The organism is Corynebacterium sp. MSK006, assembly GCF_030232385.1.
Taxonomy (GTDB): Bacteria; Actinomycetota; Actinomycetes; order Mycobacteriales; family Mycobacteriaceae; genus Corynebacterium; species Corynebacterium frankenforstense_A.
In genome coordinates this window covers 12,624-29,733 of the sequence record NZ_JASPJZ010000014.1, presented here as the reverse complement: position 1 = coordinate 29,733, position 17,110 = coordinate 12,624, and the positions used below count along the sequence as shown (strand labels likewise).

The window sequence follows — 17,110 nt, the reverse complement described above, 5'->3', positions numbered from 1 at the left end:
TGGGAGGCAACATCCCGGCCAGCGCCGCGCCCCCCACACGAGGGGGTGACGTGCCCGGGATGGCACTGAATCGCGGCGATACAGAAAGGAATTCCACATGACTTCTTCTGACGGCACAACCAAGGACACCAGCGTCCGCGTCGAGGAGGACCTCCTCGGCACCATGGAGGTCCCCAACGACGCGTACTACGGCATCCACACGATGCGCGCGATCGACAACTACAAGATCTCCGGCAAGACCATCAACGACGTGCCCTCCTTCATCCGCGGCATGGTCGAGGTGAAGAAGGCCACCGCCATGGCCAACCACCGCCTGCACGTGCTGCCGAAGGAGAAGGCCGACGCCATCGTCTGGGCCTGTGACCAGATCCTCAACGAGGGTCGCTGCATGGATCAGTTCCCGATCGACGTCTTCCAGGGCGGCGCCGGCACCTCGCTGAACATGAACACCAACGAGGTCGTCGCCAACCTGGCCCTCGAGCACCTGGGCAAGGAGAAGGGTGACTACGAGGCCCTGAACCCGAACGACGACGTCAATATGGCGCAGTCCACCAACGACGCCTACCCGACCGGCTTCCGCCTCGGCGTCTACGCCGAGATGCAGAACCTCATCGAGGCCTACGACAAGCTGTGCGACGCCTTCCGCGCCAAGGGCGAGGAGTTCGCCCACGTGCTCAAGATGGGCCGCACCCAGCTGCAGGACGCCGTCCCGATGACCCTGGGCGCCGAGTTCCACGGGTTCGCGATCAACCTGTCCGAGGAGCGCGCCATCCTGGAGACCGCCGCGGAGAAGCTGCTCGAGGTCAACCTCGGCGCGACCGCCATCGGCACCGGCTTGAACACCCCGGAGGGCTTCCGCGAGGAGGTCACCAAGGCGCTGGCCGAGAACACCGGCCTGAACGTCGTCTCCGCCGAGGACCTCATCGAGGCCACCAGCGACAACGGCGCCTACGTGCTGGCCCACAGCGCCATCAAGCGCGCCGCCATGAAGCTCTCCAAGATCTGCAACGACCTGCGTCTGCTCTCCTCGGGCCCGCGCGCCGGCCTCAACGAGATCAACCTGCCCGAGCGTGCCGCCGGCTCGTCGATCATGCCGGCCAAGGTCAACCCGGTCATCCCCGAGGTCGTCAACCAGGTCTGCTTCCGCGTCTTCGGCAACGACATCACCGTCACCTGGGCCGCCGAGGCCGGCCAGCTGCAGCTCAACGTCATGGAGCCGGCCATCGGCCAGGCCATGTTCGAGTCGCTGCTGACGCTGACCAACGCCGCAGACACCCTGCGTGAGAAGTGCGTCACCGGCATCACCGCCAACGAGGACGTCTGCCAGGCCTACGTGGACAACTCCATCGGCATCATCACCTACCTGAACCCCTTCATCGGCCACCACAACGGCGATGTCGTGGGCAAGGAGGCCGCCGAGACCGGTCGCTCCGTGCGTGAACTGGTCCTGGAGAAGGGGCTCATCGACGAGGAGACCATGAACAAGGTCCTCTCGAAGGAGAACCTGATGAACCCGAAGTACCAGGGCAAGGTCTACGACGAGGACTAGGTCCAAGTACCATCCCCAGTGACCGCTGCACCGCCCCCGGCTCTGGCCGGGTGGCGGCTTGTCGCCTGCGCAATGAGTTTCTCCGGCGCCGAGGCGAAGCGGTCCCCGTCTCCCGTCCCGGGCGATAAGCGCCCGGGGCCGCAAGAAAGTAACCGCAAGTGATCATCCTTCAGATCCTCATTGTCCTCGGCGCCATCGTGCTCGGCGCCCGGCTCGGATCCATCGCGATCGGCTTCGCCGGCGGCGCAGGTGTGCTGCTGCTCGGCCTGACCGGCGTTCCGGTGGAGTTCGACGCCATCCCGTTCGACGTCATCGGCATCATCATGTGTGTCATCGCGGCCATCTCCGCGATGCAGCGCGCCGGCGGCCTGGACCTGCTGGTCCACTGGGCCGAGAAGTTCCTGCGCCGTAACCCCAAGCAGATCACCGTCTGGGCGCCGATCGTCACCTACCTGATGACGCTGTGCGCCGGCACCGGGCACACCGCGTTCTCCACCCTCCCGGTCATCGTCGAGGTGGCCAAGGAGGGCAAGATCCGCCCCTCGCGTCCGCTGTCCGTGGCCGTCCCGGCCTCGCAGATGGCCATCGTCGCCTCGCCGATCTCCGCGGCCGTGGTCTTCATGGCCTCCATCCTGGAGCCGCTCGGCGTGGGCTACCTGTCCCTGCTGGCCGTGCTGATCCCGGCGACCTTCCTGGCGATCTTCCCGACGGCCATCCTGGCCAACAAGCTGGGCAAGCCGCTGGAGCAGGACCCGGTCTACCTGGACCGCCTCGAGCGCGGCCTGGTCTCCCCGCCTGCCGTCACCTCCGACTACAAGCCGACCCGCTCGGGCAAGATCTCCGTGGCGACCTTCCTGATCGCCATCCTGCTCGTGGTCATCTGGGCCACCATCACCTCGGACAACGTCGGCCTGATCTCGGACCCGACGCTGCCGCGCAACGAGGCGATCATGTCCATCATGCTACTGGCCGCCACCGTAATCGTCGTGGTCACCAAGATCCCGGCCGGCGAGATCCTGGGCACCCAGGTCTTCCGCTCCGGCATGTCGGCCTGTGTCTGTGTCCTCGGCGTCGCCTGGCTGGGCACCACGATCATCAACGACAACATCGAGTCGATCGAGGCCTTCGCCGGTGACGTGCTCGAGACTGCTCCGTGGCTGCTGGCCGTGGTCATGTTCTTCGCCGCCGCCCTGCTGTACTCGCAGGCCGCCACGGCGAAGGCCCTCATGCCGGCCGCCCTGGCCATCGGCGTCAGCCCGCTGACCGCCGTCGCCGCGTTCCCGGCCGTCTCCGCCCTGTTCATCCTCCCGACCTACCCGACGCTGCTCGCCGCGGTCGAGATGGACGACACCGGCTCCACCCAGATCGGCAAGTGGGTCTTCAACCACCCGTTCCTGGTGCCGGGCACCCTGCAGATCATCGTCTCGGTGCTGCTCTGCTACGCCTTCGGCTCGGTCCTCATCTAGGACTCCACCGCCTCAGGCTCAACGGGCCCCGACCTTTCCCGGTCGGGGCCCGTTGCCGTGTCCCGGACCGCGCGCCTCACGCGTCGACGAGCACGAGCACGATGCCGCCGACGCCGAGCACGCCCATCGCCAGCGCCATCAGCGCCACACCGCCGACGTTGGCCGAGACCCGCCCGGCGGCGAGCCCCGTCGCCTCGCGCCGGTAGCGGGAGCGCTGCCGGGCCAGGATCGTGCCGGCCACCGTCAGCAGCACGGCGTAGAGCGCGAAGACCGCCGGGCCGTAGAGCGGTATCCAGCGCAGGAGCACCGCGGAGGCCGTCAGCATCGCGAGCACGGTGCGCGACCAGGACAGGCTCGTGCGCTCCGGCTGCAGGCCGGGGTCGCCGTGGACCGCGGGGGCGCCGCTCACGCGAGGAACACCCCGGCGGCCACGGCGCAGGCGATCACCGCCGCCGCCGAGAGCACGGGCACGATCGCCGGCACCGGCAGGGGACGGTGCTCGCGCATGGCGCGCTCCACGCGCAGCCAGCGCACGGCCGCGCCCAGCGAGATGACGAGTCCCACGGCGATGACGAAGACGGCCAGGGCCACGCGCACCTCGCGCGGCAGGCCCTCGAGCTCGAAGGCGCCCAGGGCCACGCCGCCGGCCAGGAAGGCCAGCGAGGTGCGCGTCCACGCCAGGAAGGTGCGCTCGTTGGCCAGCGTGAAGCGGGGGTCCGGCTCGTCGCCGTGGGGGAGCGCCACGCGAGCCAGCCACGAGCGGGTGTGAGTTCCGTTACTGGAGTCCTGATCGGTCACACCGACAATGGTAGCCCCGGGTGCGTTGAGTAACCTGGCACACATGGCACTCACCGACGTTGACATCGCCCAAGACCACACCCTCGAGCCGATCCAGGACATCGCCGCGAAGCTGGCCATCCCGGCCGAGGCCCTGCACCCCTACGGCACCGACAAGGCGAAGGTGGACCCCACCAAGCTCCCGGACCGCGGCAAGAAGGGCAAGCTCGTGCTGGTCACCGGCATCTCGCCGACCCCGGCCGGCGAGGGTAAGTCGACCGTGCTGATCGGCCTGACCGACGCCCTGGCCCGCCTCGGCCACCGCGCGGCGGCGGCCCTGCGCGAGCCTTCCCAGGGCCCCGTGATGGGCATCAAGGGCGGCGCCTGCGGCGGCGGCTACTCGCAGATCGTTCCGATGGCGGACATCAACCTGCACTTCACCGGCGACTTCCACGCCATCTCCGCGGCCACCAACACCCTGGCCGCGCTGGTGGACAACCACATCCACCAGGGCAACCGCCTCAACATCGACCCGCGCCAGGTCACCTGGCAGCGCTGCATCGACGTCAACGACCGCACCCTGCGCGGCGTGGTCACCGGCCTGGGCGGCCGCGCCCACGGCGTGCCCGCCGAGACCAGCTTCACCATCACCGCGGCCAGCGAGATCATGGCCGTGATCGGCCTGGCCGACGGCCTGGCGGACCTCAAGGAGCGCCTCGCCGCGATCACCGTCGGCTACACCTACGACGGCGCGCCGGTCACCGCCGGCGACCTCGGTGCGGCCGGCGCGCTGACCGTGCTGCTCAAGGACGCCGTGCTGCCCAACCTGGTGCAGACCCTCGGCGGCACCCCGGCCTTCGTGCACGGCGGTCCCTTCGCCAACATCGCCCACGGCTGCAACACCCTGGCCGCCACCCGCGCCGCCCTCGACTGCGCCGACATCGTGTGCACCGAGGCCGGCTTCGGCTCGGACCTGGGCGCCGAGAAGTTCTTCGACATCAAGTCCCGCGCCGGCGACCTCGACGTCGCGGGCACCGTCGTCGTGGCCACCATCCGTTCGCTCAAGTACAACGGCGGCGTCGAGCGCGCCGACCTGGACGCAGAGGACATCGACGCGCTGGCGCGCGGCGTCGTCAATCTCGAGCGCCACGTGGAGAACATCCGTCACTTCGGCGTCGAGCCCGTTGTCGCGCTCAACCTCTTCCCCTCGGACACCGAGGCCGAGCGGGCCTGGATGTTCGACTGGGCCCGCGAGTTCGGCGTCGAGATGGCCGAGGCCGAGGTCTGGGGCAAGGGCGGCGCCGGCGGCGAGGCGCTCGCCGAGAAGGTGCTCGCCAGCCTGGGCGAGGGCTCGCACCCGATCTACGACCCGGCCGACGGCGTCGAGAACGCCATCGAGCGCGTGGCCTTCCTGATCTACCACGCCGGGCGCGTCGAGTACTCCCGCAAGGCGGAGAAGGACCTGGCCACGCTCAAGGCCAACGGCTGGGACAAGCTGCCGGTGTGCATCTCGAAGACGCAGTACTCCTTCTCGGACGACCCGCACGCCCTCGGCGCGCCGGACAACCACGTCCTGCACGTGCGCGAGCTCGTGCCGCGCACCGGCGCCGGGTTCGTCGTCGCCCTGACCGGCGACGTGATGACGATGCCGGGCCTGCCGAAGAAGCCGGCCGCCGAGAACATCGACATCGACGCCGACGGCCGCATCACCGGCCTGTTCTAGGGCCTACTCGGGCCTGATCGTCGTGCCCGGCGCTCCGCGCAGGTCGCCGGAGGTGATGTAGCAGGTCTCCATCGTGTTGTTGAGCATGACCTGCTGCTCACTGACGGCGTCCGGCAGGCCCGCGCCGATCTTCTTCAGCTCGCGGCCGACGTCCTCCGGCGCCCAGGAGGCGTCGATGTGGATCGGCACCGGAGAGGTCACCCCGCCAGCTGCGGGGTGACCTCGAGGCTGGCGACGATGATGTGGAAGTCGCCGTTGAGCGTGGTGATCTGGCCGGGGCCGGTGCGCTGCCACACGGCGGTGGTGCCGGCCGTCTGGGCGGGGAAGCGGACGTTGAGGTTGTCCAGCACGACGCGGTCGGCGTCGATGCGGATCGCCGGGCGCGGGCCCTGCACGGTGTCCACGGTGACGTAGGAGAGCTTGACGTCGCCTAAGAGCCGCGTCGAGTCCGAGCGCACCGTGTAGGTGGTGCCCGGCAGCGGGGGCATGCCGGCGATCGGCTCCGGCGGGGCGGTGTCCAGACCCGGGATCTCGGGGGCGGGCGCGTGCGGGGCCGGCACACCGGGGATCTCGGGGACCTCGGGCACGAGCTCCCGGATGTCGGAGGGCACCTCCGGCGGAGCGGGCAGCTCGGGCGCGGGGACGGCCGGGATTTGCGGCGCGGGGATCTCCAAAACCTCCGGCACCTCCGGCACCTCTGGAATCGCCGGCAGCTGCGCCCGTGCGGCGGGGGAGGGTGAGCCCGCGACGAGTCCGACGGCCGCGACCGCCGCGGCGCCCGCCCCGGTCCCGGCACCCGCGCCGCGCTTCGAGGGGCGCTCGCCGGGGCTCCAGGACAGCGTCATCGCGCCGCCGACGATCGCCAGCAGGGTGCCCAGGATGAACCCGCCGAAGTTCGAGGCCGGCAAAGCGACCACGCCGAGGATCAGCGCGGTGACGCCGGTCAGGATGCGACCGTCACCGCGGAACCAGGTCATCAGCCCGCAGATGATCAGCAGCGCGCCGATGACCAGGGTGGACACCCCCGACATCGAGGAGATCTGCACCTGGATGTTGGAGACCTCGAAGGAGAGGTAGGCCGGGACCATGATGACCACCCCGGCGAGGATCATCAGCAGCCCCGCGGTGAACGGGCGCTGCCGGCGCCATGCGCCGAAGCCGCGGTTGGCCTCCTCGAGGCCCGACTCCGGCTCAGCCTCTTCAGCCCGAGCCGCCGGCTTCTCCTCCCGGATCAGCCGCCCGGTGCGGGTCCGCCTAGCATCGGCCACCGTTCGCCTCCTCGATGATGATCTTCGCGCCGGCGGCGGTCAGCTGGTCGGCGGCGATGGACGAGGCGTGGATGGTCTGGTCCTTGGCCAGCAGCTTCTCGGCGGCGATGCCGCCGGATCCGGCCGGGCCGCGGCCTCAGCTCTCCGCCGCGCCCGGCCACCCCGGGTACTCCGGCGGGGTGCCGCCAAAGGCGGGGCAGATGTCCTGGAAGGAGCACCACCCGCACAGCTTCGAGGTCTGCGGCCGGAACGTCCCGGCCTCGCCGTCGGCCACCACACTGGCCCACAGCCGACCCAGGTCGCGTTCGAAGTACTCCAGCTCCTGCGGCGAGGGCGTAAGGTACAGCGAGTCGACGACCTTGAGGTACATCAGCCGCAGCTGGTCGGGGATGCGCCCGAAGAGGCGCCAGTAGACCAGCGCGTAGAAGCGCATCTGGAAGAACGCCTGCTCGGAGAAGCGCCGCGAGGGCTTCTTGCCCGTCTTGTAGTCGACCACGCGCACCTCGCCGGTCGGCGCGACGTCGACGCGGTCGATGAACCCGCGCACGGGCACCCCGTTGGGCAGCACCATGTGTACGTAGCGCTCGGTGGAGTCCGCGTCGAAGCCCTGCGGGTTCTCCATCCGGAAGTACCCCTTGAGCAACTCGCGGCACTCGACCAGGAAGCCGAGCATGTCCTGCTCGGGCACGAGCTCGTCGAGCTGCGGGTCCTTCTCGCACATCTCCGCCCACGTCGGCTTGAGCCGCTTGACCGCCGGCGGCAGGGTGCGATCCTCGCGCGGCCAGGAGTGCATCTGCTCGAGCACCGCGTGCACCAGGGTGCCCTTGACCTGGGCGACGGTGGAGGGCTCGTAGAGCTTGTCGATGCTGCGGAAGCGGTAGAGCAGCGGGCACTGCCGGTAGTCCCCGGCGCGCGAGGGCGACAGCGCCAGCGGGCGCGCCTTCCCGGTCGAGTGGTGGGCGGGTATTCCGGGCAGGGGTTCATCGGTGGCAGTCATGATCACCCCCAAGCCTATCGGCGCGCCGCGACGCCGGCGTGGTTGACTTGGGGCATGCCCGAAGCAGCTGACTTCATCGACTTCCTCCGCGCCACGCCGAGCTCCTTCCACGCCGCCGCCGAGGTCGCCTCCCGCCTCGAGGCAGCGGGCTTTACCCGCCAGGACCCCGGCGCGGCCTGGGACGCCACGCCGGGCGGCCACGTGCTCGTCTCCGGCGGGGCCGCCGTGGCCTGGTGGGTGCCGGCCTCCGCCTCGCAGGCGTCGGCCTTCCGTGTCGTCGGCGCGCACAACGACTCGCCGGGCTTCGTGCTCAAGCCGAACGCCGAGTTCACCGCCGCCGGCTGGCGCCAGCTGGCCGTCGAGGTCTACGGCGGGCCGATCATCCCGTCCTGGTTCGACCGCGACCTCGAGCTCGCCGGCCGCCTGGCGCTGCGCGACGGTTCGACGGCGCTCGTGCGCACCGGCGCGGTCGCGCGCATCCCGCACCTGGCCATCCACCTCCACCGCTCCAACGACTTCGAGCCGGACCGCCAGCGCCACGTCCAGCCGGTGCTCGGTCCCGAGGGCACGGGCCGGCCGTTCAAGGACGTGCTTGCCGACGCCGCGGGGGTCGGCGTCGGCGACATCGTCGCCGCCGACCTGATCACCGTGGACGCCCAGGGACCCGCCGAGCTCGGCGGGGTGCTCGCCGCCGGGCGCCTGGACAACCTGACCAGCGTGTGGGCCGGACTGGAGGCCATCACGGCCGCCTCCCGTGAGGTGCCCGAGGGCCGCGACGTCCTCGTCTTCACCGCCTTCGACCACGAGGAGGTCGGCTCCGCCTCGCCGACGGGCGCCGGAGGTCCCTTGCTCACCCGCGTCCTCGGGCGCACCGCCCGGGCGCTGGGCGCCGACGAGGACGCCCGTGCCGCGATGCTCGAGCGCTCCTTCTGCGTCTCGGCCGACGCCGCACACTCGGTGCACCCGAACTACCCGGAGAAGCACGATCCCGGCCACCAGCCGATCCTCGGGCGCGGCCCGGTGACCAAGATCAACGCCAACCAGCGCTACTCCTCGACAGCCGTGACCGTGGCCCGCTGGCGCGCCGCGCTGGCCGCCGCCGGGGTGCGCGGTCAGGACTTCGTCGGCAACAATGCCGTGCCCTGCGGCTCGACCATCGGGCCGATCTCGGCGACGCGCACGGGCGTGCCCACCGTCGACGTCGGTGTGCCGCTGCTGTCCATGCACTCGGCGCGCGAGCTGTGCGACCCGGCCGACGTGGCCGGGCTCGCCACCGCGCTGACCGCCTACTACCGCCTCTAAGGAGAACCCATGGCCTACTCCGGCCCCTTCCAGCCGGGCGACCGCGTCCAGCTGACCGACCCGAAGCGTCGGCACCACACCATCGTCCTCGAAAAGGGCGGGGTGTTCTTCACCCACAAGGGCGAGATCCACCACGACGACATCATCGGCCTCGACGAGGGCTCGGTGGTGCGCTCCCAGCTGGGCAGCGAGTACCTCTGCTTCCGCCACCTCTACGTCGACCACGTGCTGTCCATGCCGCGCGGCGCGGCCGTGGTCTACCCGAAGGACACCGCCCAGATCCTCGTCGAGGGCGATATCTTCCCGGGGGCGCGCGTCCTCGAGGCCGGAGCCGGCTCCGGGGCGCTGACCATCGCGCTGCTGCGCGCGGTGGGGGAGTCCGGCGAGGTGCACTCCTGGGAGATCCGCGAGGACCACCTCGGCTTCGCCCGCGAGAACGTCGCCGCCTACTTCGGCGGCGAGCCCGCCAACTGGCACCCGCACCTCGGCGACCTCGGCGAGGTCACCGTCGAGGACACCGGCGGGCAGGTCGACCGCGTGGTGCTCGACATGGTCGAGCCCTGGCACTTCCTGGGCACCGTGCGCGACCTGCTCATCCCCGGCGGGGTGCTGATGACCTACGTGACCACCGTGCCGCAGCTGATGAACACGATGGAGGGCATCCGCGAGACGGGCAGCTTCGCCGAGCCGCGCGCCTGGGAGACCCTGCTGCGCGAGTGGCGCGTCGAGGGCAAGGCCACCCGTCCGGAGCACCGCATGAACGCCCACACCGCCTTCCTGGTCTGGGCGCGCCGCCTGGCCGACGGGGTCACCCCGCCGCACCCGCAGCGCCGCGCCCGGCGGTGACGCGGAGCTAGTCTGGGTCCCATGAATTCGCCGGAGTCCTTCGACCAGCACCGCCGCCGTGAGGCCGCCACCGCCGCCGCAAAGGAGCGCGAGCGCGCGGGCGCCAACGAGCTGCAGAAGCTGCGCGACGAGACCGCGGAGCTCAACCGCACCAACCGCTACCTCGGCGCGCGCAACGCCAAGCTCGCCGAGATGCTCAAGAGCTCGCGCGACAAGCTGGCCAACCTCTACCAGCAGATCGAGGCGATGGCCGAGCCGCCGTCGACCTACGGCATCTTCCTCGAGCGCTCGGACGACGGCCAGTCCGCCGAGATCGTCACCTCGGGCCGCCGGCTGCGCGTGCCCATGTCGCCGATGGTCTGCCAGGCGGACCTGCGCCCGGGCATCCGTGTGCGCCTCGGCCAGAACCACCAGCTCATCGAGGCCGCGGGCTTCTCGGAGACCGGCGAGCTGGGCACCCTGGTCGAGCTGCTCGGCCGCGAGCGCGCCATCGTCGCCGACAGCACCGGCGAGCAGCGCGTCGTCGCGCTGGCCGGGCGGCTGATCGAGACCGGCACGCGCACCCCGCGCGCCGGCGACTCGGTGCTCTTCGACCGCCGTTCGGGATGGGCCTTCGAGGTCATCCCGAAGGCCGACGTCGCCCGCCTCTCCCTCGAGGAGGTCCCGGACGTCACCTACGCCGACATCGGCGGCCTCGACGAGCAGATCGAGCAGATCCACGACGCCGTCGAGCTGCCCTTCGCCCACCCGGAGCTCTACCGCGCCTACGACCTGCGCCCGCCGAAGGGCGTGCTGCTCTACGGCCCGCCCGGCTGCGGCAAGACGCTCATCGCCAAGGCCGTGGCCAACTCGCTGGCCCGCCGTGCCGGCGAGGACACGCAGTCCTACTTCCTCAACGTCAAGGGCCCGGAGCTGCTCAACAAGTACGTCGGCGAGACCGAGCGCCAGATCCGCGTGATCTTCGAGCGCGCCCGCGAGCTCGCCGGCGCCGGCCGCCCGGTGATCATCTTCTTCGACGAGATGGAGTCGCTCTTCCGCACCCGCGGCTCGGGCCGCAGCTCGGACGTGGAGACCACCGTCGTGCCGCAGCTGCTCGCCGAGCTCGACGGTGTGGAGGGCCTGAGCAACGTCATCGTCATCGGCGCGACCAACCGCGAGGAGCTCATCGACCCCGCGCTGCTGCGCCCGGGCCGCCTCGACGTCAAGATCCGCGTCGAGCGCCCCGGCCCCGACCAGGCCCGCGACATCTTCGCCCGCTACCTCGGCGGTAACGTGCCGATGGCCGCGCCCGCCGAAGAGCTCATCGACGCCGCCGTCGAGGCCCTGTTCACCCCGCGGCCCTACGTCGAGCTCGAGTACTCCGACGGCTCGACGCGCCAGCTGTGCTACCACGACTTCGTCTCCGGCGCGATGATCGCCAACATCGTCGACCGTGCGAAGAAGCTGGCGATCAAGGACCTCATCGCCGCCGGCGGGGCGCTTGGCGACGCCGCGTCGGCGGGCGTGAGTGCGCAGCACCTGCGGTTGTCGGTCGCCGCCGAGGAGCACGAGAGCGAGGACCTGCCCAACACCTCGAACCCGGACGAGTGGAGCCGGATCACCGGCGAGAAGGGCCGCCGCGTCGTCGAGGTGCGCACGCTCGGCTGAACTAGGATCGGGCCCATGTCACGTTTCCTGGGCACCGAGACCGAGTACGGCATCGCCACCCCGAGCCGGCCGGAGCTCTCGCCGATCGTCACCTCCACCCACGTCGTCGTCGCCTACGCGGCGGTGGAGACCGGCGCGCGCTTCCGCTGGGACTTCCAGGACGAGTCGCCGCTGCGCGACGCGCGCGGCTTCGACCTGCGCCGCTACCGCACGGTGCCGGTCGTCAACTCCGACGCGCTCGGCGTGGCCAACGTCGTCCTCGACAACGGCGCGCGCTACTACGTCGACCACGCCCACCCCGAGTACTCCGCCCCGGAGTGCTGCTCGGCGTTCGAGGCGATGGTCTACGACGCCGCCGGCGACGTCATCCTCAACCGGGCCGCCGCGGACATCGCGGAGCTGGCCCGCCAGGACGTCTCCGTGCTCAAGGACCACGAGCCGTGCCCGCCGGTGAAGATCTACAAGAACAACGTCGACGGCAAGGGCGCGTCCTACGGCTCCCACGAGAACTACCAGTACTCCCGCGAGACCGACTTCGGCGTGCTGGCCGCGTGCCTCATCCCGTTCTTCGTCACCCGCCAGGTCGTCGTCGGCGCCGGGCGCATGGGCCGCGGCGAGAAGGGCGAGGAGGACGGCTTCCAGATCTCCCAGCGCGCCGACTACTTCTGCCAGCCGATCTCGCTGGAGACGACCCTCAACCGCGGCATCATCAACACCCGCGACGAGCCACACGCGGACCCGGACTCCTACGGGCGCCTGCACGTCATCATCGGCGACGCGAACATGTCGCAGACCGCCAACCTGCTCAAGCTCGGCATGACCGCCCTGGTCATCGACGCCGTGGAGGCCGGGGTCGACTTCTCCGACCTCAAGCTCGCCGACCCCGTCGCCGAGCTCAAGGCCGTCTCCCGCGACCTGACGCTGAGCCACCGGCTGACCCTCGCCGACGGCCGCGAGCTGACCGCCCTCGAGATCCTCGCGATCTACCGCGAGCGCGTCCAGGCCACCGACGCCGAGGACGAGCGCGTGCTCGCCGCGTGGGACGAGGTCTGCGGGCTGCTCGCCCAGGGGCCGCTCGCGGCGGCCGGCATCCTCGACTGGCCGACGAAGTGGCAGCTGATCTCCTCCTACATGGAGCGCGCCGTGCCGGTCGACGACGCGAAGCTGAAGTTGATCGACCTGCAGTACACCGACATCGACCCGGCCAAGGGCCTCTACCACGCGCTCGTGCGCGCCGGCCGGATGCGCACGCTCGTCACGCCCGAGGAGATCGAGCGCGCCGCGGACACCCCGCCGGCCGACTCGCGCGCCTGGCTGCGCGGCACCGTCGTCTCCCGCTTCGCCGAGGACGTCGCCGCCGCCAGCTGGCAGTCGCTGACCCTGCGCGTGCCCGCCGGCCTGGCCCGCGTGGGCATCCCCGCCACCGACGGGGCCACGGAGGCCGAGCTCGGCGCGGCGGTCGAATCGGCCGCCGACGCGGAGGCCCTCGTGGCCGCACTCGAGGCCGCGGGCCTGCCCGTCGAGCGCGTCGCCGATCAGTGAGGACAGTGAGGGCACCCTCAACCCGCCGTCGCTACAGTGGACGGCAATCAGAACCAGAGTCTGGAGGTCACACGTGACACAGAAGAACACCCAGATCCAGCCGGGCGGCGGCCGGGACGACTCCGAGGAGTCCGGCCTCGATTCCGCCGCGGGCCAGGTGCAGGTCAACACCCAGGGCACCGACGATCTCCTCGACGAGATCGACGGCCTGCTCGAGACCAACGCCGAGGAGTTCGTCAACGCCTACGTCCAGAAGGGCGGGCAGTAGGCCGATGGGGGAGGTCTTCACCCGCCGCATCATGGGCCTGGAGACCGAGTACGGCATCACCGCCGTGGCCGACGGGCACCGCGCCCTCGGTCCCGACGAGATCTCGCGCTACCTGTTCCGCCCGGTGGTCGCCGAGTACTCGAGCTCCAACGTCTTCATCCCCAACGGCGCGCGCCTCTACCTCGACGTCGGGGCGCACCCGGAGTACGCCACCGCCGAGTGCGACGGGCTGAGCCAGCTGGTGGCCCACCACGTCGCCGGCGACCGCGTCGTCGACGAGCTCGCGGTGCGCGCCGAGCGAGCCGTGGCCGCCGACGGCATCGACGCGCAGGTCTACCTGTTCAAGAACAACGTCGACTCGCTGGGCAACTCCTACGGCTGCCACGAGAACTACCTCGTCGGCCGCTCCGCCGTGCTCAAGACGCTCGGCCGCGACCTGATGCCCTTCCTGGTCACCCGCCAGCTCGTCTGCGGCGCCGGCCTGGTCACCCGCCCGCGCGGCGACCGCCCAGCCGAGTTCCTGCTCTCGCAGCGCGCCGACCAGGTCTGGGAGAGCGTGTCCTCGGCGACCACCCGCTCGCGCCCGGTGATCAACACCCGCGACGAGCCGCACGCCGACTCGCACCGCTTCCGCCGCATGCACGTCATCGTCGGCGACTCGAACATGGCCGAGCCGACCACCGCGCTCAAGGTCGGCTCCATGCTGCTCATGCTCGAGCTCGCCGAGGCCGGCGCCGGCCTGCCCACCGTCGAGCTTAAGCATCCCGTGGCCCAGGGCCGCGTCGTCGCCCGCGACGTCACCGGCCGCGCCGAGCTCGAGTGCGCCGACGGCTCGACCACCTGCGCCCTCGAGATCCAGCGCGCCTGCTGCACCGCCGCCCGCGCCTGGCTCGCCGAGCGCCCGGAGACCGGCTCGGGCACCTCGACGGCCGAGATGACCCGCGTGGTCGAGCTGTGGGAGCGCGCCCTGGACGCCGTCGACTCCGGCGAGCTCGACCGGGTCGGCCGCGAGGTCGACTGGGTGATCAAGCGCAACCTCCTCGAGCGATACCGCGACCGCCTCGGCGGCGACTGGGCACACCCCAAGCTCGCCCAGGTCGACCTCGCCTACCACGACATCCGCCCCGGCCGCGGGCTCTACGGCCTGCTTTCCGCGCGCGGCCTCGTCGAGCACTGGGTCGACGAGGCCGCCATCGCGGCGGGCGTCGACACCGCCCCTCAGACCACCCGGGCGCGGGCGCGCGGGGAGTTCCTCGCCGCCGCCCGTGCGGCCGGCACCCAGGTCACCTGCGACTGGCAGCGCCTCAAGGTCACCCGCCCCGAGCCGGAGACCCTGGAGCTCTCCGACCCCTTCGAGCCCCACCCGGAGGGACTGGATCACATGGTGGAGCTGGCCGGGGGCCCGCGGTGAGCACCCGGGCACCGAAGCGCGACGTCGGCCTAGAGCGCCGCCTCAACCTCGTCTTCGCGCTGATCGACGCCGACAACCACGGCGGCGCCTATCTGGACTCCGGGTGGCTGCGCGCCCACGTCGCCGGCTACGGCGACCCCGCTAACGAGTCGCCCCGCGAGGCCAACACCGGGCGCAAGCGCCTGGCCCGCGACATCGACGAGCTGCGCCGCGTCGGCGTGCCCGTCGAGGTCAGCCGCGACGGCGACGGCGAGGGCTACCGGCTCGTGCGCGAGCGCTACGAGCTGCCGCCCATCAGCTTCACCCCCGACGAGGCCGCCGTCCTCGGCCTGGCCGGCGACCTCGGCGGCACCTCCGAGCTCGGTGTCTTCGCCCGCTCCGGGTGGACCAAGCTCGCCGCCGCCGGGCTCGACCGCGACCTCTCCGACGCCGCCGGCACCGTCTTCACCGCCGCCAGCGACCTGGCCCGGGTGCCCAACAGCACCGTGGCCGCCGTGCTCAAGGCCGTCGGCACGGGCACCTCGGTCACGTTCGACTACCGGCGCGACCGCGCCACCGCCGCCCAGCGGCGCCGTATGGACCCCTGGGGCCTGGTCAACCACGCCGACCGGATCTACCTCGCCGGCCACGACCTCGACCGCGACGAACCGCGCACCTTCCGCCTGCTGCGCGTCAGCGCGGTCGAGCTGACCGGCGCGCCGATCGCCCACCCCGACGAGGGCCGCGACCTGCAGCAGCTCGTCGCCGAGGCGCTCGCCCGCGGGCGCACCACCGTCGACGCCACCGTGCGCCTGGCCGAGGGCCGCTGCCAGGAGCTGCGCCGCACCGCGGCGCAGGTCGACGCCGACGGCACCGCCCACTTCGCCGGCGTGGACCGCGACTGGCTCGTGCGCACCGTCGCCGGCTTCGGCGCCGACGCCGTGCTGCTCGCGCCCACGGACGCCCGGCGCGACGTCGTCAATCTCTTGCGTAACGGGGGAGAGGAGCACCGATGAGCACCACCGGAGACCGCCGCACCGACCTGGTGCGCGCGCTGAACCTGCTGCCGTACTTCTCCGCGCACCCCGGCCGCAGCATCTTCGAGGCCGCGCGCGACCTCGGCCGCGAGCCCAAGGAGCTCATGGCCGACCTCGACCGGCTCTTCTGCTGCGGGCGCCCCGGCATGTTCCCGGACGACCTGGTGGACATGCGCAAGGACTACCGGCGCGTCGAGATCCTCAACGACCAGGGCCTGGACAAGGCCCTGCGCCTGACCCCCTCGGAGGCCGTGGCGCTGCTGATGTCGCTGGAGTCCCTCGAGAACGTGCCCGGCATCGCCGACTCAAAGGCCGTGCGCTCGGCGGCCGCGAAGCTACGTGCCCACACCGGCCGCAGCGCGCGCGGGGTCGCCGACGCCACCCCGCAGGGCACCGGCGCCGACGCCGACGGGCTGCTGCGCGACCTGCGCGAGGCCGTCGCCGCCCGCCGCAAGGTCGCCTTCACCTACGCCTCGCTGTCCTCGGACACCTCCCGGCGGCGCACCGTCAGCCCCGCCCACCTCTTCAGCCACGAGGGCCACACCTACCTGCGTGCGCTCGACGGGGGAGAGGAGCGCACCTTCCGGCTGGACCGCATGGACGACCTCGAGGTCACCGACGAGGCCGCCGAATCGGGCGCCGCCGCCCTCGACGCCGACGCGCCCTTCGACTTCGGGCCCGGCTGCACCGCCGAGCTCGAGCTACGCGAGTCGATGGCCTGGCTCGCCGATACCGTTCCCCTCGAGCTCGGCGAACCGGCCGACGGGTGGATCCCCGGGCGCCTCAACGCTGGCTCGCGGGAGTGGCTCGCACGCTTCGTGCTCTCGCACGGCGACCGCCTGCGCGTGACCGGCCCGCCGGAGCTCGTCGACTTCCTCGTGGCACGCCGGGCCGCCGCGCTCGCGGCGTATGATGACCGTCAGTGACGCCCCGACTGATAGCCTGGGGCGAGTATCCCGAGGCGCCCGAAAGAGGGCGCCGGCAGCGCGAAGCAAGGAGTAGTCCCTGATGCCGAACCTGGGTTGGCCGGAAATCCTGATCATCCTGCTGGTCATCGTGATCCTCTTCGGGGCGAAGAAGCTGCCCGACGCCGCACGGTCGGTCGGCCGTTCCATGCGCATCTTCAAGTCCGAGATGAAGGAGATGGGCAACGACGACGACCCCGCCGCCAAGGGCAAGGACGCCAAACCCGCCCAGGGCGAGATCACCTCGGGCTCCGGGCGCGCCGAGGTCGACGCGAACGACTACGCCCCCGGTGCCGCCGAGCGCCGCACCCAGGGCGAGGAGCGCGCCTAGTC

Annotated in this window: 17 protein-coding genes; 12 read left to right on the top strand and 5 right to left on the bottom strand. The window is 71.4% G+C overall.

Annotation, left to right across the window (positions count from 1 at the left end; genetic code table 11):
- Window positions 1-97: 97 nt before the first annotated feature.
- Both aspA and QQA02_RS08575 read left to right on the top strand, forming a co-directional pair.
- On the top strand, window positions 98-1,549 hold the full coding sequence (gene aspA, locus QQA02_RS08580) for an aspartate ammonia-lyase (RefSeq protein ID WP_284864125.1): 1,452 nt from the start codon (window positions 98-100) through the stop codon (window positions 1,547-1,549).
- A 158-nt stretch (window positions 1,550-1,707) separates the two neighbouring features.
- On the top strand, window positions 1,708-3,015 hold the full coding sequence (locus QQA02_RS08575) for an anaerobic C4-dicarboxylate transporter (protein WP_284864124.1): 1,308 nt from the start codon (window positions 1,708-1,710) through the stop codon (window positions 3,013-3,015).
- 76 nt (window positions 3,016-3,091) lie between these two features.
- On the opposite strand, the gene QQA02_RS08570 is transcribed toward QQA02_RS08575, so the two are convergent.
- Window positions 3,092-3,424 (bottom strand): DUF202 domain-containing protein, encoded by a 333-nt coding sequence (locus tag QQA02_RS08570; RefSeq protein WP_284774644.1) that lies wholly within the window; start codon window positions 3,422-3,424, stop codon window positions 3,092-3,094.
- Window positions 3,421-3,858, bottom strand: coding sequence for a YidH family protein (locus QQA02_RS08565; RefSeq protein ID WP_502870987.1), 438 nt, complete (start codon window positions 3,856-3,858; stop codon window positions 3,421-3,423). Before QQA02_RS08565 ends, QQA02_RS08570 begins: the two co-directional genes overlap by 4 nt.
- On the opposite strand from QQA02_RS08565, the gene QQA02_RS08560 reads away from it, so the two are divergent.
- Window positions 3,857-5,515 carry a formate--tetrahydrofolate ligase gene (locus QQA02_RS08560; RefSeq protein WP_284774642.1) on the top strand — a complete coding sequence of 553 codons (1,659 nt, stop codon included), beginning with the start codon at window positions 3,857-3,859 and terminating at the stop codon, window positions 5,513-5,515. The two genes, QQA02_RS08565 and QQA02_RS08560, sit on opposite strands and share 2 nt — an antisense overlap.
- A gap of 3 nt (window positions 5,516-5,518) precedes the next feature.
- On the opposite strand, the gene QQA02_RS08555 is transcribed toward QQA02_RS08560, so the two are convergent.
- The 3 genes from QQA02_RS08555 to QQA02_RS08545 all read right to left on the bottom strand — a co-directional run bounded on the left by QQA02_RS08555 (window position 5,519) and on the right by QQA02_RS08545 (window position 7,780).
- Window positions 5,519-5,704 (bottom strand): hypothetical protein, encoded by a 186-nt coding sequence (locus tag QQA02_RS08555; RefSeq protein ID WP_284774639.1) that lies wholly within the window; start codon window positions 5,702-5,704, stop codon window positions 5,519-5,521.
- Window positions 5,705-5,712: 8 nt separating this feature from the next.
- Window positions 5,713-6,783, bottom strand: a complete 1,071-nt coding sequence (locus QQA02_RS08550; RefSeq protein ID WP_284864123.1) for a DUF6114 domain-containing protein — start codon at window positions 6,781-6,783, stop codon at window positions 5,713-5,715.
- Window positions 6,784-6,919: 136 nt separating this feature from the next.
- On the bottom strand, window positions 6,920-7,780 hold the full coding sequence (locus QQA02_RS08545; RefSeq protein ID WP_284774633.1) for a RecB family exonuclease: 861 nt from the start codon (window positions 7,778-7,780) through the stop codon (window positions 6,920-6,922).
- 54 nt (window positions 7,781-7,834) lie between these two features.
- On the opposite strand from QQA02_RS08545, the gene QQA02_RS08540 reads away from it, so the two are divergent.
- The 9 genes from QQA02_RS08540 to tatA all read left to right on the top strand — a co-directional run bounded on the left by QQA02_RS08540 (window position 7,835) and on the right by tatA (window position 17,108).
- A complete protein-coding gene (locus QQA02_RS08540) occupies window positions 7,835-9,082 on the top strand; it encodes a M18 family aminopeptidase (protein ID WP_284864122.1) in 1,248 nt (415 codons plus the stop codon).
- 9 nt (window positions 9,083-9,091) lie between these two features.
- On the top strand, window positions 9,092-9,928 hold the full coding sequence (locus tag QQA02_RS08535; RefSeq protein WP_284774628.1) for a tRNA (adenine-N1)-methyltransferase: 837 nt from the start codon (window positions 9,092-9,094) through the stop codon (window positions 9,926-9,928).
- Between the two features lie 21 nt (window positions 9,929-9,949).
- A complete protein-coding gene (gene arc, locus QQA02_RS08530) occupies window positions 9,950-11,575 on the top strand; it encodes a proteasome ATPase (protein ID WP_284864121.1) in 1,626 nt (541 codons plus the stop codon).
- A gap of 15 nt (window positions 11,576-11,590) precedes the next feature.
- Window positions 11,591-13,117, top strand: coding sequence for a depupylase/deamidase Dop (dop, locus tag QQA02_RS08525; RefSeq protein WP_284864120.1), 1,527 nt, complete (start codon window positions 11,591-11,593; stop codon window positions 13,115-13,117).
- Between the two features lie 73 nt (window positions 13,118-13,190).
- Window positions 13,191-13,385, top strand: coding sequence for a ubiquitin-like protein Pup (locus tag QQA02_RS08520; protein WP_075663831.1), 195 nt, complete (start codon window positions 13,191-13,193; stop codon window positions 13,383-13,385).
- Between the two features lie 4 nt (window positions 13,386-13,389).
- Window positions 13,390-14,796 (top strand): Pup--protein ligase, encoded by a 1,407-nt coding sequence (pafA, locus tag QQA02_RS08515; RefSeq protein WP_284864119.1) that lies wholly within the window; start codon window positions 13,390-13,392, stop codon window positions 14,794-14,796.
- Window positions 14,793-15,791 carry a helix-turn-helix transcriptional regulator gene (locus QQA02_RS08510; RefSeq protein ID WP_284864118.1) on the top strand — a complete coding sequence of 333 codons (999 nt, stop codon included), beginning with the start codon at window positions 14,793-14,795 and terminating at the stop codon, window positions 15,789-15,791. Before pafA ends, QQA02_RS08510 begins: the two co-directional genes overlap by 4 nt.
- On the top strand, window positions 15,788-16,738 hold the full coding sequence (locus tag QQA02_RS08505) for a helix-turn-helix transcriptional regulator (RefSeq protein WP_284774615.1): 951 nt from the start codon (window positions 15,788-15,790) through the stop codon (window positions 16,736-16,738). Before QQA02_RS08510 ends, QQA02_RS08505 begins: the two co-directional genes overlap by 4 nt.
- Before the next feature lie 82 nt (window positions 16,739-16,820).
- Complete coding sequence (tatA, locus tag QQA02_RS08500; protein ID WP_284774613.1) at window positions 16,821-17,108, top strand: Sec-independent protein translocase subunit TatA; 288 nt, start codon at window positions 16,821-16,823, stop codon at window positions 17,106-17,108.
- Window positions 17,109-17,110 lie beyond the last annotated feature (2 nt).